A 21,878-nucleotide genomic window follows, 5' to 3' on the forward strand; every position below is an offset into this window, starting at 1 on the left:
CCCAGTAAATGATTTGTGTTCTGGTGCAATAAGTTTGACTCCAACTAATAATTGTGTAACAACTACAGGAAGTTTTAGTGGTTCGGGAAATATAGGAACAACAACTTCGTGTTTTTCAACTGCTTTACAAGATGTTTGGTACAGCTTTGTAGCTACCGATCCTACTATGAGCATATCACTTTCTAATGGTGTAGGCGTAAACTTGGGGATGGAAATCATTACTGGTTCATGTTCTGGAACTAGTTTTGTATGTGATAATAGTTCTACTAGTTCTGTTAGTGAGTTTTATCAAAACAATACTTTTACTGTAGGGCAAACGTATTTTGTTAGAGTATTTCATGCTGAATCAAGTTTATTGACTACCAATTTTACAATTTGTGTTCAAAATTATCCAACCCCAGTAAATGATTTGTGTTCTGGTGCAATAAGTTTGACTCCAACTACTAATTGTGTAACAACTACAGGAAGTTTTAGTGGTTCGGGAAATATTGGAACAACAACTTCGTGTTTTTCAACTGCTTTACAAGATGTTTGGTACAGCTTTGTCGCTACCGATCCTACTATGAGTATTTCACTTTCTAATGGTGTAGGCGTAAACTTGGGGATGGAAATCATTACTGGTTCTTGTTCTGGAACTAGTTTTGTATGTGATAATAGTTCTACTAGTTCTGTTAGTGAGTTTTATCAAAACAATACTTTTACTGTAGGGCAAACGTATTATGTTAGGGTATTTCATGCTGAATCAAGTTTACTGACTACCAATTTTACAATTTGTATTCAAAATCCTAGTCTTTCAACGACGGAATATATTGTTGACGACATAAAAATTTATCCAAATCCAACAACTGATTTTATTGATATAGAAACAAATTTAAATGTTAAAGAAATCAGTTTGTATACAATTAGTGGTCAATTGATCTTGAGTTCAAATCAAAAAAGAGTTTTAACTTCAAATTTACCAAAAGGTATTTATTTGTTGAAGTTAGAAGATGAAAATGGAAATATTGCAACAAAAAGAATAGTAAAAAATTAATAGAAAAAAGCTGAAATTTTGATTTCAGCTTTTTTTATCTTCGCTTTGAGCGATTTTTATTTGCATAATCGTTGAAAGATTGTGTGCCATATTTTTCATACGTTCGCAATTAAAACCTTCAAAATTTTCGTTTATGGCTGCTTCAAAATGTTCTAACCAAATTTCAAACAATTCTTTTGATAAATACGATTTCATATTGACATCCAAATGAATTTGAGTCAGATTATTAAAATAACCACCGGTTCCAAAAATAGCTTGCGACCAAAAAGTCACTAGAATAGGTAAGTGTTCTTCCAACTTTATTTTGACAACATCAGTAAATATATAACTGATTTTAGCATCAGCTAAAAGTTTTTTGTAAAAATCCCCTACAATAATATATAAGTCGTCTTGATTTTGAACGTCATTCATTTCTCAAAAAAATTAAAGTACAAAGTTACATGATTCTGATTTCAATAATCTGATTTATGTCATATTTATAAAAGAAAAATCCCAAACTCCTTGTTGGAATTTGGGATTTAAACTATTGGGATTTATTTTTTACATATACGCTTCAATAGGAGCACAGCTACAAACTAAATTTCTATCACCATAAGCATCATCTACACGACGAACGCTTGGCCAAAATTTATTTTCAGCAATGTATTCCAATGGATAAGCCGCTTGTTCTCTAGTGTATGGGAAAACCCAAGTATCAGCAGTTAACATATTTAAAGTATGTGGTGCGTTGTGCAACACATTGTTAGTTTCTTCTTTGGTAGCTGCTTCAATTTCTTTTCTAATTGAAATCATAGCGTCACAAAAACGATCTAATTCGGCTAGATCTTCTGATTCTGTTGGTTCAATCATCAAAGTTCCTGCTACTGGGAAAGAAACGGTTGGTGCGTGGAAACCATAATCCATCAAACGTTTTGCAATATCGGTAACTTCAATTCCTTTTTCTTTGAAAGCTCTACAATCTAAAATCATTTCGTGAGCCGCTCTTCCCATTTCTCCTGAGTATAAAACAGGATAGTGCGATTCTAAACGCGTTTTCATATAATTAGCATTCAAAATTGCATATTTTGTAGCATTTGTAACGCCTTCTGAACCTAACATAGATATATATCCATAAGAAATTAAGCAAACTAATGCCGAACCATAAGGCGCAGCAGAAATAGCTGTAATTGCTTGATCTCCACCAGTAGGAATGATTGGGTTGGTTGGTAAAAACGGCACTAATTTTTCATTGACACAAATTGGTCCAACACCTGGTCCACCGCCACCATGAGGAATAGCAAATGTTTTGTGTAAGTTCAAGTGACAAACATCAGCACCAATGGTTGCCGGATTTGTTAATCCAACTTGTGCATTCATATTCGCTCCATCCATGTAAACCAAACCACCATTTTCATGAATAAGTTCTGTGATTTCGCAAATAGCGCTTTCAAAAACACCATGAGTTGATGGATAAGTTACCATTAATGCTGATAGATTATCTTTATGTTCGATAGCTTTTGCTCTTAAATCTTCAACGTCAATGTTACCGTTTTCCATTGTTTTGGTTACGATAATTGTCATTCCTGCCATCGCTGCCGAAGCTGGATTAGTACCGTGAGCTGATGATGGAATCAAACACACATTTCTGTGATCATCACCACGAGATAAATGATAAGCACGAATTGCCATCAAGCCTGCATATTCTCCTTGTGCACCTGAATTTGGTTGCAAAGTTGTTCCTGCAAATCCTGTTACTACATTTAATTGATGCTCTAATTTTTTAAGCATAATTTGGTAGCCTTCCGCTTGTTCCACTGGAGCAAATGGGTGAATACTGTTCCAATTTGCCATTGATAAAGGTAGCATTTCGGCAGCAGCGTTCAATTTCATCGTACATGAACCTAACGAAATCATCGAATGATTTAACGATAAATCTTTACGTTCTAATTTTTTGATATAACGCATCAACTGACTTTCAGAATGATGACTGTTGAAAACATCATGCGTTAAGAAAGAAGAAGTTCTTTCTAATGATGATGGGATGTTATTTGTTGAAGATAATTCAGATACTTTAAAGCTTTCTTTACCTGTTGTTTCCGCAAAAATGGCAATGATTTGATTCAAATCTGAAATAGAAGTCGTTTCGTTTACAGATATTGAAATGGTTTCGCCATCTACATAAAAGAAATTTACTTCGTGTTTTTCTGCAATTGCTTTCACTTTTGAAGCATCAGCTTTTACAGCAATAGTATCAAAGAAAGAAGTATTTACATTATAAACGCCCAATTTGTTTAAAGCATCTGATAAAGTTACCGCCGAAGCATGTACTTTATTAGCTATATATTTCAAACCTTTTGGACCGTGAAAAACGGCGTACATTCCAGCCATAACAGCCAATAAAACTTGAGCAGTACAAATATTAGAAGTTGCTTTTTCACGTTTGATGTGTTGCTCACGAGTTCCTAAAGCCATTCTCAAGGCACGATTTCCGTTAGCATCAATAGTTACACCGATGATTCTTCCTGGCATCGAACGTTTGTGTTCTTCTTTGGTTGCAAAAAATGCTGCGTGTGGTCCGCCATAACCCATAGGAATTCCGAAACGTTGTGAAGTTCCAACTACAACATCAGCACCCATTTCTCCTGGAGGTGTTAATTTTACTAATGATAAAATATCTGATGCTACAGCCACTTTTATTTCTTTTTCATGAGCTTTTGCAATAAAATTGGCATAGTCATTTACTTGACCAAATTTTCCTGGATATTGTAAAATCGCTCCGAAAAAGTCAGTAGAAAAATCAAATGTTTCGTGATTTCCAATTACTAATTCAATTCCTTTTGGAGTTGAACGTGTTTGTAAAACCGATAAAGTTTGAGGTAATATCTCTTCAGAAACGAAGAATTTATTAGAATTATTTTTCTTTTGATCACGAGTACGAACGTCGAATAATAATGCCATTGCTTCAGCTGCAGCAGTTCCTTCGTCAAGAAGTGATGCATTAGCAATTTCCATTCCGGTTAATTCAATTATCGTTGTTTGATAATTTAGAATTGCTTCCAAACGACCTTGAGCAATTTCAGCTTGATAAGGTGTATAAGCTGTGTACCATCCTGGATTTTCAAAAATATTTCTTTGAATTACCGCAGGTACAATTGCTGGATGATATCCCAAACCAATATACGATTTGAAAACTTTATTTTTCTTTCCTAATTCTTGAATGTGCGTTAGGTATTCATATTCAGTCATTGGAGCGTCTAAATCTAAGTCTTTTTTTAGACGGATATTGTCTGGCACAGTTTCATAAATTAACTGGTCAAGACTTTCTACTCCTATGGTTTTAAACATATGTTGTAGGTCGTTCTCACGTGGACCTATGTGGCGTAATGCAAATGAGTCTGTTTTCATTTAATAATTATATATATAAAGTTTGTGTGTTGTTTTAAGAGAACAAAAGTAATTATTAAACTTTTATTTTTAAGTTAAACAAAGGGTAATATTTTGAGAAATTGTTAACTAAAAACAAGGTTTATTAACATAATGATTAGTTTTGTAGCATGCGATTTTTTAATAAACTTTTCGGTTTTTACATCAATTCAAGCATTCATGTGGCTTTGTCTGTTTATGCTTTGGTGCAGTTGACGCAAATTTTGTTTAGGATTTCTAATGATTTTGCTACTTCTTACTTCGCTTTTTTTGGAACTATTGTGGGTTATAATTTTGTAAAATATGATGCTTTAGCGAGAACAAAAAAAGTACAAATGTCGCTCCAATTAAAAGGAATTGCCTTTTTGAGTTTTCTATCTTTAATAGCTACTGGATATTATTTTTTACAATTAGAAAAAACTACACAAATTATTGGTTTTGTATTTCTCGCCATAACATTATTATATACTTTGCCGTTCTTTCCTAACAAAAAAAATGCTCGAAATTGGGCTGGATTTAAAATTTATATTGTGGCTTTGTGTTGGGTAGGAGTGACGCTTTTTTTACCCATAATTAATAATCATTTGCCTTTTACAAGTTATGTGTTCTTGGTCGCAGCACAACGATTTATATTGATTTTTGTATTGATTTTAATCTTTGAAATCATCGATTTAAGATTAGATGATCCACATTTGAAAACTGTTCCGCAACAAATTGGAGTTTTAAAAACCAAACGTGTTGGAGTTGTATTGATGGTTTTATTCGTGTTATTAGAATTTTTATCGACGGATTTTAGAATAGAATTTTTTTCTTTAAAATCGGCTTTAGCAATAACAACAATTTTGTTTTTGTTGTTTTCAAATGAAAATAGGTCACGATATTATGCTTCTTTTTGGGTGGAAAGTATTCCTATATTTTGGTGGTTATTTTTGGTGGTTTTCGGCTAACTCTTTTAGAACTTTATTGCGTTCAGTAATAAAATTGGTTAAATATTTTTTCAGAATAAGTACATCAAATAGTTTTCCAAAAATACCATAAGGCGTTTGATACTGAATTTTGTCAATCATCATTACAAATCCGTTTCCTTCAATAAAGGAATGTTCGTGTTTGAACGATTTAAATTTGCCTTCAATCATTTCATCCACAAAATAACTTGGAATTTCCATAGCAGAAATTATACTCTTATGAGTTAAGTAAATTCCAAAATGTTTACCACGCCAAGTAACAGTTTCGTTTATATTTATCAAACCCGAAGTTACGCCATCAATTGCAGTTTCGTTCGACTTTGCTGTGGATAATTTATGGACATCGATGTTTCTTGATAAGTCGAAGATTATTGCTATCGGTGCTTTAATTTTAGTTGTAAGGTTTATTGTGGTCATTTATTTCACTAAAGTTTAATTTGAAAAATAGTCCAGTTATAATTGACGTAAAAACATATGCTGTTGTTATTTCTGGTTCTCTGTTATTGAATGTAATGGAAAAGCTAACTATAATTCCAATTACTGCTAAAGTTATCAAAATTAATTTTGATGTTTTGATATTCACATTTTTTCTCGCAAGCAAATAATATGCTAAATAGTAGATAATGTATGTTGGAATTGAAAAAATGAAGCCAAAAATGATAGTTATAGGATATACTTCTAATAAACCTAGTATTTTGTTTGAGTTTGGAATAAATAATAAATTTATAACCTCTGAAATTATTGGTGCTAGAGTTAAAGTTGCAAACCAATGTTTTAGTAAATAACTGAAGTTCATAGCTTGTTTAATTTAAACTCTGTCAAAATTTTAAACTTTGACAGAGTTGGGTTAAAAACTTATCCATTGAAAACTATTCGTTCTTCAACTTTTGTTTCACTTGCTTTTCGTTTTCCTCTAAAGAAAAAGTACAAGTTTAAAAATAACATAATTCCTAAATAGATGGTAAATCCTCCAATTTTGTAGCTTAATTTTTCTATTAATAATTGGTAACTGTCTTGGTACATATTCATTTCAAGAATCATTAATGCAAAACCTAAATTTAATAAATAAAAACCTGTTTCGAATAATTTGTTGGTCGCATTTGCAATTTCTTCCCGACCTTTAAAAATGTCTAACATATAAACTTTACTGTTTTTGAAAAGCGTTCTTGAAACGTAATATGTTAAGAATAAAGCAACTGGTAAGTAAATGGCGTAACCGATTAAAATTTTTGTAGTTTCCATAATAAATGTATTTAAATTAATTTTTTGATGTATTTCGTAAGAAGGATAATATTAAAGTAGTGCATCATGGCAATAGTGCAAATAATGACCGCCGATTTGAAAGCAATAATTTCAATAAGTTGATGAAACGAAAGGATTTTCTCCCAAGAAATTAAAGTCATGGCACAGTAGCCTAAATTCAATAAATAATAACCAACTAACAATATTTGATTGATTTTATGACACAAATCTTCATGATTTGGAAGTAGTTCTGAAACGAATATGTTGCCGTTGTTGTAACATATTTTCCCAACTTTTAGTATGATTATTGTGGTTATCAATAGGTAAATTGTGTAACCAATAATGTTGAGGTTCATGGTTTTTATAATTTATAGTGGCCAATTAAATTATGAATAAATAAACAAGTATTCACAATTGCAAAAAGCACAAAAAGTGTATTCATAAAATAACTTCCGACTTTGAATAAGGTTCGTTTCGGAATGTCATACATTGGATAATATGCTATTTGTGTAGCAACTTTTCCAACCCAATAAGCAGCAATTAATCCTGTTAAAGCAACTGCTAATGCTGATTGTTCTTTTAATTCATTTGTAAATAAAATTGCTATTAATCCGAAAGAAAAGTTCAAACCTTGGATATATCTTCCGTAGGTTTTTGCAATTTCTTGATTAAGTGGTTTGAGTTGTTTCACATCATTATACCAATCAAAAACTTGATGACGGATGTAAGGATAAATCATTGCTGTAAATATTTGACCTATTCCACTTAGGATAATCAGCCAATTTGGTATAATGAAGTTCATAAGTTTATTTTTTTAAGTTCGTATTCGCTTGTGATTTTTCTCATAATAATAAAAAAATATATTGCAATTGACATTGGGAAGAGTACCATTAATGTAAGTTCAATGAAATCATTACTTGATTGATAGTAAAACTGCTCTAAATAAAGCAAAGTGAGCTCTGTTATAGTTGCAAACCAGTATATTGTTAAATGTTTTTTGGCATATCTTGATTTCAGATAAGTAATATAAGTTAGAATAATTGCAGATATAACTTGAATTATCCCAAGTGGAATTTGTGCTAACATTCCAAGATATAAAGTAATAAATAGAGTTAATGTAGTATAAAATGCAATATTGTTTATTTTTCTTAAAGTTTTCATCGTATAGTTTTTTTACCTTCAATTGTGATTTTTGAACCTATTGCTAGAAATTCTGATGTTGGTTTTAATTCTTCTAAAAACTTAAAATCTTTGCCATAATTACTTTCAAAATCAACATCAATTTTGGATGCAATTACTTTTAGTTGTTCCCATCTTGGATGCGAAACGGCATATTCAATTGACTTATCTTTATTGTAATTGGTGTAACCAAAATAATGTTCAGTGATGAATTCGGCTTCTGAATTTGGTTCAATTGGAATTGCTTTTTTCTCAGTCTTCATTGCAATTGAATTCCATTTAGCATCTTTAAACCATTCGTATTTAAACGATTTTGAATTTTCATTTTCATTTCTGGAATGACGCATTTTCATTGTTTGATAATGTTCATTGTATAAGGTGTTGGCAACAATTGAAATGGCATGTTTCGGAACAATCTCTTTAACGAAAACTACGCCACGTTTCCAAATACCATCTTCGAATCTTTTTACATAGAATCGTAAATTGACTTCTTCAAAATTTATATGAAAAGGAACTTTGATTCCTAAAACTTTTACGTTTTCAAACATAAATCCGATTAAACTGATGTAACATTTGCCATTCCATAAGTCGATTTCGGTACCTTTTGGAACATAATTTTCTAAAATATTTGGATCGATTTCGTAATTGAACATTGCTAAATCATTCCACTCTGCGGTTAAGAAGCTCATTTGTTAAGTATATTAAATTTAGAATCAGAAAAGCTGCAATAGTTTATGTATAAATTGTAAAGTGCAATTATTAGGCACACATAAAAGAATTCATTTATGAAAAATTTGAAAAATAGGGTTACAAAAAACCAATAGAGTATTAAGAGAATTAGCAAGAGTCTATCATTTGCAATAGCATAAAACGTTAAAGTAAAGGCTATAAAAACCTGAAAGAATCCAAGCAACATTAAGAATCCATCACTGCTATCTAAATTGTAGCCAATAACATTTTCTATGAAAACAGGAATCAAAGCTACTATTGTTAGAATTAGATTTAGGTAAAATACAAACTGTCTCATAATTATTTATTATTTTAAACTTTCAGAAAAAAATGAAAGTTTTGATTAAATTTTTTTAGTTTTATTTCATTATTTTAACAACCAATTTTGCCAACCAATTGTCTTTGTATTCCGTCATTTTGTCTAACATATTATCAGCTTTTAAAACAAAATCATATAATTTAGTGGTTTGATCAACAAAATGTTTTTCTTCGGCTGTATTGTCAGATGTTATTGAGGAAACTTCTTTTAAAACTTTCAAAGCAGGTTTGATTTCACGTTTACTACGTTCTCTTGAAATTTTTACGGCTAATTCGTCTAAATCTTTTTCTGCTGTAAAAAATTCTCGTCTTTCACCAGCTTTGTATTCTTTGTAAACAATTCCCCAATCCATTAATGCTCTTAAATTCATAGAAGCATTTCCTCGAGAAATTTGCAATTCTTCCATAATGTCTTCCATTGAAACTGCTTCGTGAGAAACCATCAACAGCGCATGAATTTGAGCCATGGTTTTGTTAATTCCCCATTGGCTACCTAGTGCACCCCAAGTTTGAACGAATTTATTTTTAGCTTCTTTGAATTCCATTTTGATGGTTATTTCATATTGATAGGACAAAGTTAAGTAAAAGTTTTTAAAGTTTCAAAAAAATATGAAAGTTTATTTTAAAAAGAAACCGAAGCATTAAACTTCGGTTATCTTTTATCGTCTTTTGAATAATTTGAAACTCCATTTATATTGATTTCTGTTCCTAAAAAATGAGGTTCTCGATTTCTAATGACATCAATTACTGATTTACAAATCGAAAAATATTCTCTAAAACACACATAATTATAATTATTATATTCTCCTTCATTTGCAGAGAATCCAATAGATTCAATACCAAGATTATTTCCAATATATATAGCTCTATTCAAATGATATTCTTGAGTAATTAAGATTGCCTTATCAATTTTAAAGATATTTTTTGCACGATACATTGTTGAATAAGTATCAAATCCTGCATAATCTATGTAGATTTTTGTAGTATCAATTCCTTTTTCAAAACAGTAAGTTTTCATTACAGTTAACTCATCGTGAGCATCTGAACCATTGTCACCTGAGAGTAATATTTTATTAATTTTTTTAGATTCGTATAACTTTATTCCAGCATCAAGACGATCTTTTAAATATTTACTTGGCTTATTTCCATTAATTCCTGCACCAAAAATAATTCCAACATTTATTGTAGGAACGTCATTTTCGGAAGAAAAAATAAGTGAGTTAGTTTTAGATTTTACATAAAAGTTAATTCCAAAAATTAGGATTAGTCCAATAATGGAAACATAAAGTAGTTTCTTAAAATGTTTTTTAATGAAATTTTTCAAATCAAATAATTTTATATCAATCCTGCTCGTTTCAGCAACGCATCAGCTTTCGGTTCTTGACCACGAAACTTTTTATACAATTCCATTGGTAATTCGGTGCCACCTTTTGAAAGTACGTTATCTTTAAATTTTGCGGCAACTTCTTTATTGAAAATACCTTTTTCTTGAAAATAAGCAAACGCATCTGCATCCAAAACTTCGGCCCATTTATAACTATAATATCCAGAAGAATAGCCACCTTGGAAAATATGCGAAAACGAGGTACTCATGCAATTTTCTTCCACATCAGGATATAAACTTGTGCCTTCCATGGCTTGTTTTTCAAAAGCTTTTACGTCAGCAATAGTTTGTGATTTTCCGTGATACGTCATATCTAAAATCCCGAAACTCAATTGACGTAACGTTGCCATTCCTTCTAAGAAACTCGCGCTTTCTTTGATTTTTTCTACATATTCTTGCGGAATGATTTCACCAGTTTCGTAATGTTTTGCAAACAATGCTAATGCTTCCGGTTCGTAGCACCAATTTTCCATAACTTGACTTGGCAATTCCACAAAATCCCAATAAACCGAAGTTCCAGATAAACTTGGATAAGTTGTGTTGGCTAACATTCCGTGTAAAGCGTGACCAAATTCGTGGAATAATGTTGTTACTTCATTGAAGGTTAGGAGTGAAGGTTTCGTTTCTGTTGGTGGAGTAAAATTACAAACGATAGAAACGTGTGGTCTTTCATTAATTCCATTTTTAACGGCTTGCGATTTATAAGAAGTCATCCAAGCGCCATTTCGTTTTCCTTTTCTTGGGAAAAAATCGGAGTAGAAAATGGCAACTAATTGTCCTTCGAAATCCATAACTTCAAAAGTTTGAACATCTTCATGGTATTTGTCAATATCAAAAACTTCTTTAAAAGTAATTCCGAATAGCTTTTCAGCAATAGTAAATGCTCCATTTAAAACATTTTCTAACTTGAAATAAGGTTTTAAAATTTCATCATCAAAGTTGAATAGTTTTTGTTTCAATTTTTCTGAATAGTAAGCTCCGTCCCATTTTTCTAGTTGGTCAATTCCGTCCAATTCTTTTGCGAAAGCAGTTAGTTGCGCAAATTCTTTTTGGGAAGCAGGTTTTGCTTTTTCCAACAAATCATTCAAAAAAGAAAGTACTTTTTCAGGATTTTGAGCCATTCGTTCTTCCAAAACAAAATCAGAATGTGATTTGTATCCTAATAAATTAGCACGTTTATGACGTAATTCTACTATGCGTTTTACGTTTTCTTTGTTATCGAATTCGTTATCTTGAAACGATTTTTTTCCAGCTACAATTGCTATTTCTTTTCGTAATTCACGATTTTCAACATAAGTCACAAAAGGCAAGTAACTTGGGAAATCTAAAGTAAAAACCCAGCCTTCCAAATTTTTAGATTTTGCCAAACTTGCTGCCATTTCTTTTGCGCCATCAGGCAAACCTTTTAAATTTTCTTCGTTTGTAATATGTAATTGATAGTTATTAGTTTCTGCCAAAACATTTTCGCCATAAGTCAATTTGATTTTGGCTAATTCGGTGTCAATTTCACGTAATTTTAATTTGTCTTCTTCATTCAATAATGCTCCATTTCTAGAAAATCCTTTGAATTTTTTATCTAATAAAGTAGCTTGTTCAGTAGTTAAATTCAAAGAATCTTTTTGATCGTAAACGGCTTTAACTCTTTTGAATAAATCTTCGTTTAAGGCAATATCATTACTAAATTCAGTCAACAACGGAGAAACTTCTTGAGCGATTTTTTGCATTTCATCACAAGTTTCAGCCGAATTCAAATTGAAGAAAATAGATGACAATCTATCCAATTGTTCGCCAGAAAAATCTAAAGCCACAATCGTATTTTCAAATGTTGGGGTATCAGAATTTGTAATTATGGCATCAATTTCGGCTTTTGCTTTTGAAATATTTTCGATAAAAGCAGGTTTGTAATCTTCTAGTTTTATTTGCGAAAAAGGTGCAGTATTATGTTTGGTGTTGAATGTTGAGGTAAGTGTTTTCATTGCTCGCAAAGGCGCAAAGGCGCAAAGTTTTTTAAAGTTTAAAATTTTCTAAATTTTGGTAGGTATTCCAAAAACGAAGTAATTCTAAGGTGTTGGAATTTATTTTGTAATAAAGAGTAATTTGTTTTGTAATCACCACTTTATTAACTTCTTTATAATTTGTAGAAATGAATTCAATGTTATTTTTATCTATTAAAGTAATGGTGTAGTCAATTTTGTCGATAAAATTCACAACATCTTGAAATGTCCATTCAGCTTCTAAATAATCAATGTTTTGCCAATAGTCTTTTTTAGCTTGTGGCGACCAAATAATATTCATTATTTGAAATACTTAGAATAACGACTTCTAGTTTCTTCCATAGCCATATTATGAGTAATTCCTTCATTATTTTCCAATGAATAAATTGCTTCATCAATAGCCGCTTTTTGCTTTTCGGTTAAAGTGGATTTGGATTGTATCAAAAGTATAATTTCTTCAATCAACTTTAGGTTTTCAATATCCAAAATAACCTTTGCCAACTCAATTTTAGAAGTTTGAATGTTCATAGTATTCTTTTTATCAAAGATAATTATTTTTTCAATTCAGATGCTGCTTTATTCACCGCTTCTTTTAGACTTTCTTTGTAGAAAATGATTTTGTCTAACACACATTTATCATGACTTCCGATTATTTGTGCGGCAAGAATTCCAGCGTTTTTTGCTCCGTTTAACGCAACAGTTGCAACAGGAACTCCACCAGGCATTTGAAGAATCGATAAAACAGAATCCCAACCGTCAATAGAATTGCTAGATTTTACAGGAACTCCAATTACAGGAAGCGGCGACATTGAAGCAACCATTCCAGGTAAATGAGCCGCACCACCAGCGCCAGCAATGATTACTGAAATACCGCGATTGTGAGCATTTTTACTAAAATCAAATAATTTTTCAGGCGTTCTATGCGCCGAAACAATATCGACCTCAGTTTCAATGTCAAATCCTTTTAAGATGTCGATGGCTTCTTGCATTACAGGCATATCTGAAATGCTTCCCATTATTATGGCTACTTTGCTCATTTTGATTTGATGTAGTTTAAGAGTTTAAATTTGTTTAAAATTAATACTAATAATAGACAAATAATATAATTTAAAATAAAATTTTTTATGTTGGTTCCGTGTAATAAATCTTGTCCGTTACAATTATCTCTAATTTCAAATTGATAATAAAAATTAAAAGGAAACCCAACTTTTAAATTTGGCATTGTTCCTTTAAATGAATTGAAAATCAAAGAAAATAAAAAGGACAAAAAAGAAACAATACAGAATATAATTATTGAATAAAAACTAATATTTAATAATCTTTTTATCATATTGAAATTAAGAAATCACTCGGATACTATTCTTTACTTCTTCCGCAATTTTCCTCGCGTCAACCATATTTTCATTTACAATCGTAACGTGTCCCATTTTTCGGAAAGGTCTTGTTTCTCTTTTACCGTAAATATGAGGTGTTACACCATCAATCGCCATGATTTTTTCAATATTTTCGTAAACTACTTGACCCGAAAAACCTTCTTCACCGACCAAATTTACCATAATTCCGGCAACTTTGCTATCAGTAGTTCCTAAAGGTAAATCTAAAATGGCACGTAAATGATTTTCAAATTGCGAAGTATAACTCGCTTCTATCGAATAGTGTCCCGAATTATGAGGTCTTGGCGCAACTTCGTTTACCAGAATTTCATCGTCTTCTGTTTGAAACATTTCGACAGCTAATAATCCAACGTGATTGAAAGCCTGTGAAACTTTTAAGGCAATTTCAGTAGCTTTTTGAGCCACTTTGTCATCAATACGAGCTGGACAAATCACATATTCTACTTGATTGGCTTCAGGATGAAATTCCATTTCAACAACAGGATATGTTTTGACTTCTCCAGAAACCGAACGTGCCACAATAACAGCCAATTCATTTTTGAAAGGCACCATTTGTTCTGCAATGCATTCCACTTCGGGTAAATTAATTAAATCTATTGTTGAGCGAACTATTTTTACACCATTTCCATCGTAACCAAATTGAGCACATTTCCATACAAAAGGAAATTCTAATTCGTCTTTTTCTAAAGATTTTCTCAAATCATTCAAATCTACAAATCGTTGATGAGGTGAAGTTGGAATATTGTTTTCAACATAAAAGTCTTTTTGACGTCCTTTATTCTGAATCAATCGCAATGTTTTTGGTGAAGGATATATAGGTAATCCTTCTGATTCCAAAACGTCTAAAGCATCAAGATTTACGTTTTCGATTTCGATGGTTAAAAGATTCACCATTTTTCCAAATTGATAAACGGTGTCATAATCCATCAAACTTCCTTTATAAAAAGCATTGCAACTGTATCTTGCTGGCGCTTCTTCGCTTGGTTCCAAAACCAAAGTTTGAATGTCGAATTTTCTAGTTTCGGTCAATAGCATTTTGCCTAATTGTCCGCCACCGAGAATTCCTAACTTAAAATCGGATGAGAAATAATTCATTTCGTCGTAGTTATTTTTTTTATTGGTCTCATGCAGTCGCTCCGCTCGAGTCATTGTAATGTTGTAGTTGTTTGTGCAAAGATAAACATTTGAAAATTATTTTAATCGCTTCAAAATATCTTTCACTGCCGATTTATAAGCAGGAGTTTGGTGACTGCAATCTCTTTGAAGTAAAAATTTTAATTCCTCATTTACCCAATGGTGTTTTTTGCCAAGATTATATAAAGTTCGCATTGTATAAGCTGCATTTGCGGCTTTGTCAGATTCAATCAACCAATCTAAACAAGTTTCAATTATCTTTTCTTCTTGATTTTCTGTTAAAGAATATTTTTTTGAATTGGATAGAAATAAACAAATTTTTGAAATCGAACGTATAGCAGAATCATTTTTATAATGAGGTAACGTTTCGCAAAAATCTTCTAAAAAAGGTAAAAATAAATCCATTTTTTCTTCACAAATCAATTCCAAAATCCAACAAGCTTTATGGTGATTTTTATCCTTAATATTAAATGCAATTTCTAATAAATACTTTAAATAATCAGGATTGGCAAAGATGAAATCTTTATTATCATCTCTACTTTTCCTATGTGCTGTGCTTTTAGCGATTTGATTGTAATATTCTGTATTCATTTTGTAAATATATTAAATTAGCAAAAAAGTCAAAATACTTGTTATTAAATAGTTATTACTTCGTAAATTTGCTCCTTTATTTTTTAAAACAACAACACAATGATACATCTTCACGATAAAACTTTCGAGCCATTTATTTCTTCAGAAGAAATTGATTTCGCAATTGCAAATATGGCCAAACAAATGGACGACGATTTTTTTGATGAAGTTCCAGTTTTTGTTGGGATTTTGAATGGATCATTTATGGTAATGTCCGATTTGATGAAGCACTACAGAGGAATGTGTGAAGTGAGTTTTATGAAAATGGCTTCTTATGAAGGAACGCAATCTACAAATGACGTTAAACAACTAATCGGAATCAACGAAAACCTTGAAGGAAGAACCGTTGTAATTGTTGAAGATATTGTAGATACAGGAAATACAATTGAAGAATTGAAAGCAATTTTCAAGGAAAAAGGAGTAAAGCATTTAAAAATTGCAACTTTATTCTTCAAACCTGAAGCATACAAAAAAGATATTAAAATAGATTACGTAGGGATTAGAATTCCTAACAAATTCATCGTTGGATATGGTTTAGACTACGATGGATTAGGAAGAAACCTAGCAGACGTTTATCAATTAGCACAATAATAGAGAGTTGCCAGTTATCGGTTTTCAGTTTTCAGTTAACCGATGACAAACAACCGAGAACCGACAACAAATAATAACTGACAACTTTTAATAAAATGATCAACATCGTTCTTTTCGGAAAACCAGGTGCAGGAAAAGGCACACAAGCTGAATTTTTAAAAGAAAAATACAATTTAACACATCTTTCAACAGGAGATATTTTTAGATTTAACATCAAAAATGATACTGATTTAGGAAAATTAGCCAAAACCTATATGGACAAAGGCGATTTGGTTCCTGATGAAGTTACCATTCAAATGTTGCAAAGTGAAGTTGATAAAAACCCAGATTCGGCAGGATTTTTATTTGATGGTTTTCCAAGAACTTTAGCACAAGCAGAAGCTTTAGATAACTTTTTGGAGTCTAAAGAACAAAGCATTACAGCAACGGTTGCGCTTGAAGCAGATGATAATATCCTTGTAGCTCGTTTGTTAGAAAGAGGAAAAACTTCAGGTAGACCAGACGATCAAGACGAAGAAAAAATCAGAAATCGTTACGGCGAATACAACCAAAAAACAGCACCTTTGATGGATTATTACAAATCTCAAGGAAAATTTCACGCTGTAAATGGTATCGGAACCATCTTAGAAGTTAACGAACGATTGAATCAAATTTTCGATAAATTATAGTCTAAAGAATTGACTTGGAGATAAATTTCGAGCATTCAATTTTTTTTCAGATATTTGCACTCACAAAAGGAGCTATTTCCGATAATAGGGATTTATGCTCTTTTTTTGTAATTTTAAACTATGGAAATTTTAATAATACTTTTTCTAATCATTTTAAATGGTGTTTTTTCAATGTCAGAAATCGCGTTGATTTCGGCAAGAAAAAACCGATTAGAAACGGCTGCCAAAAAAGGAAATGCCAATGCCAAAGCGGCTTTAGATTTGGCAAATTCACCAAACGAATTTTTATCAACAGTTCAAATCGGAATTACATTAATTGGAATTCTAACTGGTATTTATTCAGGTGATAAAATAACAACCGATGTTCAAAATTTTGTAGCATCGTTTGAAGCTTTAAAACCATACGCTAATTCAATTGCAGTTGGAATTGTAGTAGTAACTTTAACTTTTTTCTCACTAGTTTTAGGTGAATTATTACCAAAACGAATCGGATTAAATTACCCAGAATCAATCGCAAAAGCCGTTGCCGTTCCAATGAAAATTGTTTCTAAAGTTACAATGCCTTTCATTTGGTTACTTACAACTTCTACAGATTTTTTACTGAAAATATTGCAAATAAAACCAACGGCTGACGGAAAAGTAACCGAAGAAGAAATTAAAGCAATCATTAAAGAAGGTACAGAAGGCGGAGAAATTCAAGAAATCGAACACGATATTGTGGAACGCGTTTTTCACATTGGTGATAGAAAAGTAAATTCGCTAATGACACATAGAAATTCTATTGTTTATTTGTCTTACGAAGATTCTGTTCAAGAAATAAAAAACAAAGTTCTTGACGAATTACATTCGTTTTATCCAGTTTGTGAAGACAATCTTGATGATGTTGAAGGAATAGTCCTTCTAAAAGATTTATTCGTAAGTTTTGAAAAAGGTGGCGATTTCGATTTGAAGAAAATCACTAAAGAACCTGTTTATTTCATCGAGCATACATCAGCATATAAAGCCTTAGAAAACTTTAAAATATCTAAAGTTCACTATGCTTTAGTTACCGATGAACACGGAGTTTTTCAAGGAATTATTACATTAAATGATATTTTAGAAGCTTTAGTTGGTGATGCTGCCGATTTCTACGAAGATGAATTCAAAATCGTCGCTCGTGAAGACGGAAGTTGGTTGGTTGACGGACATTATTCGTTACACGATTTTCTAACCTATTTCGATATGGACGATCTAATTGGCGATTACGAAGTAACAACCGTAAGCGGATTAATTGTAACCGAATTAGGAATCATCCCAAAACAAGGTCAAAAACTTATTTGGAACAAACTAGAATTTGAAGTTATAGATATGGATGGCGTCAAAATTGACAAAGTTTTAGTTACCAATATTAAAAATAATTAGGAGCGAATGGCTCGGGCATTTTAGCAAACCATATTCCTGCTTTTCGTTACAATCTTTTTTTGCAAAAAAGATTTTCTCTTCAATCAGGGCTAGCTAGCCAACCATTTACATAAAATAATAGTTTTAGAAAAGGATTTATCTGAAATCTGAAATCTGAAATCTGAAATCTAAAAAAAATGACAGAAGGAAATTTTGTAGACTACGTAAAAATATATGTTACTTCCGGAAAAGGAGGAAAAGGTTCTACGCATTTACATAGAGAAAAGTTTATTGAAAAAGGCGGTCCAGATGGTGGTGATGGAGGTCGTGGTGGACACGTATACATAAAAGGAAACAAAAATCTTTGGACATTATTCCATTTGAAATTTGTAAAACACATGCGTGGTGGTCACGGTGGCGATGGAGGAAGCTCTAGAAGTACTGGTCACGATGGAGAAGATAAATATGTAGAAGTGCCATTAGGAACTGTTGTGAAAGATATCGAAACAGGAGAAATTCTTTTTGAAATCACAGAACACGGCGAAGAAAGAATTTTAGCTCAAGGTGGAAAAGGTGGTTTAGGAAATTGGCATTTTAGAAGTTCCACAAACCAAACGCCAAGATATTCACAACCCGGAATGCCATCAACTGAATTGGATGTTATTCTGGAATTAAAAGTTCTTGCAGATGTTGGTTTAGTAGGTTTTCCAAATGCAGGAAAATCGACTTTACTTTCAGTTTTAACTTCTGCTAAGCCAAAAATTGCTGATTATCCTTTTACAACTTTAAAACCTAATTTAGGAATTGTTGCTTACAGAGAATTTCAATCGTTTGTAATTGCAGATATACCAGGAATTATCGAAGGTGCAGCCGAAGGAAAAGGTTTAGGACATTATTTCTTACGTCATATAGAAAGAAATTCAACTTTATTGTTTTTAGTTCCAGCTGATGCTGATGATATCAAAAAAGAATACGAAATTCTATTAGACGAATTACGTCGTTACAATCCAGAAATGTTGGATAAAGATAGACTTTTAGTAATCTCAAAATGCGATATGCTTGATGATGAATTAAAAGCAGAAATGAAACAACATCTAGATAAATCCAAACTCGGAATTCCATATATGTTCATCTCATCAGTAGCGCAACAAGGTTTAACTGAATTAAAAGACAAACTTTGGGAAATGCTAAATGTAGAAGATGAAAAGCCTGAGAACAGCCACGGTTTGTAAGATATTTCTAAATAAAGTAAAGCTTCGAAATTTTCGAGGCTTTTTTTTTGTGTTTTGATTTCCTAAAGTAAAGTTAAAATTAACTTATTAATTCAGGTTTTTGACCATAAAATTTAAATAATCCTCAAAAAATCGTAATTTCGCAACACTAAAATTTTGCAATATTCAATTCAAAGTGTAACAAATTGCATTTTAAATAGACTATTAGCTAACAAACAATTAACCTTTTATATTTTCAATTATGAAGAAAATTTTATTATCCTTAATTGCTGCCATTATGCTTGTTCCAACAAGTGTTAAAGCAGACGAAGGAATGTGGTTTTTAATGTTCATCGAACGTTTAAATCACCGCGATATGCAAAAAATGGGCTTGCAATTAACAGCCGAAGAAATCTACAGCATCAACAATCATAGTTTGAAAGATGCTATTGTACAATTTAATGGAGGTTGTACTGCAGAAATCATCTCTAAAGATGGTTTAGTTTTAACAAATCACCACTGTGGTTATGATGCTATTGCAGAATTATCATCAGCTGAAAAAAATTATTTAAAAGATGGATTTTGGGCTGCAAATAGAAAAGCAGAAATGAAACCATCTAGTTTGTACGTTAGATTCTTTGTTAGAATGGATGATTGTACAAAAAGAATTTTAGCAGTTGTAAATCCTTCAATGAGCGAAGCAGATAGAGAAAAAGCAATCAATCAAGAAATAGCTAAAATCGAAAAAGAAAATAACGAAGGCGGAAAATATACGGTTTCTGTTCGTCCATTTTTTCAAGGGAATGAGTTTTATTATTTTGTTTACCAAGATTATAAAGACGTTCGTTTAGTTGGAACTCCTCCAGAAAGTTTAGGAAAATTTGGTGGTGATACAGACAACTGGGAATGGCCACGTCACACTGCAGATTTCTCAATGTTTAGAGTTTATGCTAATGCTGATGGTTCTCCAGCAGAATATTCTGAAAACAATGTTCCATTAAAACCAAAACATTACTTACCAGTTAATTTAGGTGGTGTTAAAGAAAATGATTTTGCAATGATTCTTGGTTATCCAGGAAGAACCAACCGTTGGATGCCAGCAGCTGGAATTGAGCAAAATGTAAAATTTGCTTATCCAGCATGGGTTGAAGGAGCAAAAACTGGAATGGATGGAATGAAAAAATACATGAATCAAAGTGATGCTTTGAACCTTGTATATGCTTCAAAATATGCTTCAACAGCTAATTACTGGAAAAACCGTCAGGGAATGATTGATGCTTTGTCTAAATTTGGGACAGCAAAATCTAAAGCAGCACAAGAAGCTAAGTTTGATAAATGGGCTAACAAACCTGCCAATAAAGCGAAATACGGAAATGTAGTTTCAACTATTAATAAGTATTATGCAATGACGAATGAAAAATCACGTCATGATAACTACTTACAACAATTATTCAGAACATCATCTTTTGGAACAATCGGAAGAAGTTTAGGAAGACAATTGGACGGTTATGTAAAAGCAGATGCTGTAAAACGTGCAACAATGGCACCTCAAATCACTGAAATGGCAACAGAAATGTTTAAAGAATTACACATTCCTGCTGAAAAAGATATCCTTGCTGCTCAATTGAAAACATACGCAACTAAATCAATAGGTTATGATATTGCGCCAATGGTAAAACAAATAGGTGATGCAAACAATAATGATTTTACAAAATATGTAAACGCGGCTTTCGATTTAAGTATTTTTACTTCAGTTGATAGAATTAAAGCATTCTTAGATTTACCAAGCGAAGCTATGCTAACAAACGATCCATTATATGCATTATCAAATGATATGGTGGCACATTTCGGAAAAAGAACTGATGAATTAGCGAAAGCTCAAAATGATTATGCTGCTTCTTTCCGTTTATTGGTTGAAGGTTTAAGAGAGTCTAAAATTGGTGCTATCAAATATCCAGATGCTAACTCTACTTTACGTTTAACTTACGGAAAAGTTCGTTCGCTTCCTGCTGACAAAAGAAATGACGCAACAATAAATAATTATACAACACTTGCTGGTCAAGTAAAAAAATACAAAAAAGGAGATCAAGAATTTGATTTACCAGCGCGTATTTTAGAAATGAATAAAAACAAAGATTTCGGTCGTTATGCAGATAAAGATGGTTCACTTCACGTGAATTTCTTAACAGATAATGATATCACAGGAGGAAACTCAGGTTCACCAGTTCTTAACGGAAAAGGAGAATTAATCGGATTAGCTTTCGACGGAAACATCGAAGCTATGGCAGGTGACGTAATCTTTGATAACAAATTACAAAGAACAATCAATGTAGATATTCGTTATGTTCTATGGGTTATCGAGAATTTCTCAGGTGCAAAACACATCGTTGACGAAATGACTTTGGTTAGATAAATCTAATTACGAGATAATCGTAAAAAAATAACTCCGAATTAAGAAATTAGTTCGGAGTTTTTTTATGAGCGAATGGCTCGGGAATTTTTGATGTCCATGTTCCTGCTTCTAGAACTCGCTTTTTTATAGCGTTAATTTCGAGAACCTTAATCAACACTATAAAAAGATCTCAAACAATTCTAGTATCAGGGCTATATAGTCATTGTGTCGA

At 31.9% G+C, this 21,878-nt stretch carries 24 protein-coding genes; 7 read left to right on the forward strand and 17 right to left on the reverse strand.

Translation table 11 applies throughout. From position 1 onward, the window contains the following. Positions 1–1,033 (forward strand): T9SS type A sorting domain-containing protein (locus ACIQ06_RS10890; RefSeq protein ID WP_396146280.1); only part of this gene is annotated, 1,033 nt, incomplete at its 5' end. A 24-nt stretch (positions 1,034–1,057) separates the two neighbouring features. On the opposite strand, the gene ACIQ06_RS10895 is transcribed toward ACIQ06_RS10890, so the two are convergent. Together ACIQ06_RS10895 and gcvP are read right to left on the reverse strand one after the other, a co-directional pair. Then, entirely contained in the window at positions 1,058–1,444 is a 387-nt protein-coding gene (locus ACIQ06_RS10895) for a group III truncated hemoglobin (protein WP_396146282.1), read from the reverse strand. 129 nt (positions 1,445–1,573) lie between these two features. Beyond that, positions 1,574–4,417, reverse strand: a complete 2,844-nt coding sequence (gene gcvP, locus ACIQ06_RS10900) for an aminomethyl-transferring glycine dehydrogenase (protein WP_396146284.1) — start codon at positions 4,415–4,417, stop codon at positions 1,574–1,576. A 149-nt stretch (positions 4,418–4,566) separates the two neighbouring features. Between gcvP and ACIQ06_RS10905 the strand changes: the two genes are divergently transcribed. Beyond that, positions 4,567–5,382 carry a hypothetical protein gene (locus ACIQ06_RS10905; protein ID WP_396146286.1) on the forward strand — a complete coding sequence of 272 codons (816 nt, stop codon included), beginning with the start codon at positions 4,567–4,569 and terminating at the stop codon, positions 5,380–5,382. Here ACIQ06_RS10905 and ACIQ06_RS10910 read toward each other — a convergent pair. The 15 genes from ACIQ06_RS10910 to ACIQ06_RS10980 all read right to left on the reverse strand — a co-directional run bounded on the left by ACIQ06_RS10910 (position 5,359) and on the right by ACIQ06_RS10980 (position 15,365). Further along, on the reverse strand, positions 5,359–5,817 hold the full coding sequence (locus ACIQ06_RS10910; protein ID WP_396146288.1) for a cell division protein: 459 nt from the start codon (positions 5,815–5,817) through the stop codon (positions 5,359–5,361). The genes ACIQ06_RS10905 and ACIQ06_RS10910 overlap by 24 nt on opposite strands. Next, positions 5,792–6,196 carry a hypothetical protein gene (locus ACIQ06_RS10915; RefSeq protein ID WP_396146290.1) on the reverse strand — a complete coding sequence of 135 codons (405 nt, stop codon included), beginning with the start codon at positions 6,194–6,196 and terminating at the stop codon, positions 5,792–5,794. Before ACIQ06_RS10915 ends, ACIQ06_RS10910 begins: the two co-directional genes overlap by 26 nt. Positions 6,197–6,255: 59 nt before the next feature. Further along, a complete protein-coding gene (locus ACIQ06_RS10920; RefSeq protein WP_396146292.1) occupies positions 6,256–6,642 on the reverse strand; it encodes a hypothetical protein in 387 nt (128 codons plus the stop codon). Positions 6,643–6,653: 11 nt separating this feature from the next. Further along, entirely contained in the window at positions 6,654–6,998 is a 345-nt protein-coding gene (locus ACIQ06_RS10925) for a hypothetical protein (RefSeq protein WP_396146294.1), read from the reverse strand. 5 nt (positions 6,999–7,003) lie between these two features. Next, positions 7,004–7,444 carry a hypothetical protein gene (locus ACIQ06_RS10930; protein ID WP_396146296.1) on the reverse strand — a complete coding sequence of 147 codons (441 nt, stop codon included), beginning with the start codon at positions 7,442–7,444 and terminating at the stop codon, positions 7,004–7,006. Then, entirely contained in the window at positions 7,441–7,803 is a 363-nt protein-coding gene (locus ACIQ06_RS10935) for a hypothetical protein (protein ID WP_345090822.1), read from the reverse strand. The genes ACIQ06_RS10930 and ACIQ06_RS10935 overlap by 4 nt, the downstream gene beginning before the upstream one ends. Further along, positions 7,800–8,510, reverse strand: coding sequence for a YqjF family protein (locus tag ACIQ06_RS10940; protein WP_396146298.1), 711 nt, complete (start codon positions 8,508–8,510; stop codon positions 7,800–7,802). The genes ACIQ06_RS10935 and ACIQ06_RS10940 overlap by 4 nt, the downstream gene beginning before the upstream one ends. A 399-nt stretch (positions 8,511–8,909) precedes the next feature. After that, positions 8,910–9,413, reverse strand: coding sequence for a GbsR/MarR family transcriptional regulator (locus ACIQ06_RS10945; protein ID WP_288132980.1), 504 nt, complete (start codon positions 9,411–9,413; stop codon positions 8,910–8,912). A 107-nt stretch (positions 9,414–9,520) separates the two neighbouring features. Beyond that, on the reverse strand, positions 9,521–10,192 hold the full coding sequence (locus ACIQ06_RS10950; RefSeq protein WP_396146300.1) for a vancomycin high temperature exclusion protein: 672 nt from the start codon (positions 10,190–10,192) through the stop codon (positions 9,521–9,523). 11 nt (positions 10,193–10,203) lie between these two features. Beyond that, positions 10,204–12,228, reverse strand: a complete 2,025-nt coding sequence (locus ACIQ06_RS10955) for a M3 family metallopeptidase (RefSeq protein ID WP_396146302.1) — start codon at positions 12,226–12,228, stop codon at positions 10,204–10,206. Between the two features lie 31 nt (positions 12,229–12,259). Then, on the reverse strand, positions 12,260–12,547 hold the full coding sequence (locus ACIQ06_RS10960; RefSeq protein ID WP_396146304.1) for a type II toxin-antitoxin system RelE/ParE family toxin: 288 nt from the start codon (positions 12,545–12,547) through the stop codon (positions 12,260–12,262). Continuing rightward, entirely contained in the window at positions 12,547–12,774 is a 228-nt protein-coding gene (locus ACIQ06_RS10965) for a hypothetical protein (protein WP_396146306.1), read from the reverse strand. Before ACIQ06_RS10965 ends, ACIQ06_RS10960 begins: the two co-directional genes overlap by 1 nt. A 23-nt stretch (positions 12,775–12,797) precedes the next feature. After that, complete coding sequence (gene purE / locus ACIQ06_RS10970; RefSeq protein ID WP_374552272.1) at positions 12,798–13,283, reverse strand: 5-(carboxyamino)imidazole ribonucleotide mutase; 486 nt, start codon at positions 13,281–13,283, stop codon at positions 12,798–12,800. Between the two features lie 300 nt (positions 13,284–13,583). Then, positions 13,584–14,735, reverse strand: coding sequence for a 5-(carboxyamino)imidazole ribonucleotide synthase (locus tag ACIQ06_RS10975; protein ID WP_396146362.1), 1,152 nt, complete (start codon positions 14,733–14,735; stop codon positions 13,584–13,586). Between the two features lie 96 nt (positions 14,736–14,831). Further along, on the reverse strand, positions 14,832–15,365 hold the full coding sequence (locus tag ACIQ06_RS10980) for a hypothetical protein (RefSeq protein ID WP_396146309.1): 534 nt from the start codon (positions 15,363–15,365) through the stop codon (positions 14,832–14,834). A 99-nt stretch (positions 15,366–15,464) separates the two neighbouring features. Between ACIQ06_RS10980 and hpt the strand changes: the two genes are divergently transcribed. The 5 genes from hpt to ACIQ06_RS11005 all read left to right on the forward strand — a co-directional run bounded on the left by hpt (position 15,465) and on the right by ACIQ06_RS11005 (position 21,667). Next, on the forward strand, positions 15,465–15,995 hold the full coding sequence (gene hpt, locus ACIQ06_RS10985) for a hypoxanthine phosphoribosyltransferase (RefSeq protein WP_344816897.1): 531 nt from the start codon (positions 15,465–15,467) through the stop codon (positions 15,993–15,995). A gap of 95 nt (positions 15,996–16,090) precedes the next feature. After that, on the forward strand, positions 16,091–16,663 hold the full coding sequence (locus ACIQ06_RS10990; RefSeq protein ID WP_396146312.1) for an adenylate kinase: 573 nt from the start codon (positions 16,091–16,093) through the stop codon (positions 16,661–16,663). A 171-nt stretch (positions 16,664–16,834) separates the two neighbouring features. After that, positions 16,835–18,064, forward strand: coding sequence for a hemolysin family protein (locus ACIQ06_RS10995; RefSeq protein ID WP_396146364.1), 1,230 nt, complete (start codon positions 16,835–16,837; stop codon positions 18,062–18,064). Between the two features lie 176 nt (positions 18,065–18,240). Beyond that, positions 18,241–19,275 carry a GTPase ObgE gene (gene obgE / locus ACIQ06_RS11000; protein ID WP_345090847.1) on the forward strand — a complete coding sequence of 345 codons (1,035 nt, stop codon included), beginning with the start codon at positions 18,241–18,243 and terminating at the stop codon, positions 19,273–19,275. A gap of 241 nt (positions 19,276–19,516) precedes the next feature. Beyond that, entirely contained in the window at positions 19,517–21,667 is a 2,151-nt protein-coding gene (locus ACIQ06_RS11005; RefSeq protein ID WP_396146314.1) for a S46 family peptidase, read from the forward strand. The last annotated feature ends 211 nt before the right edge of the window (positions 21,668–21,878 follow it).

Origin of the sequence: Flavobacterium sp., from assembly GCF_044341265.1 — a bacterium.
Taxonomy (GTDB): domain Bacteria; phylum Bacteroidota; class Bacteroidia; order Flavobacteriales; family Flavobacteriaceae; genus Flavobacterium.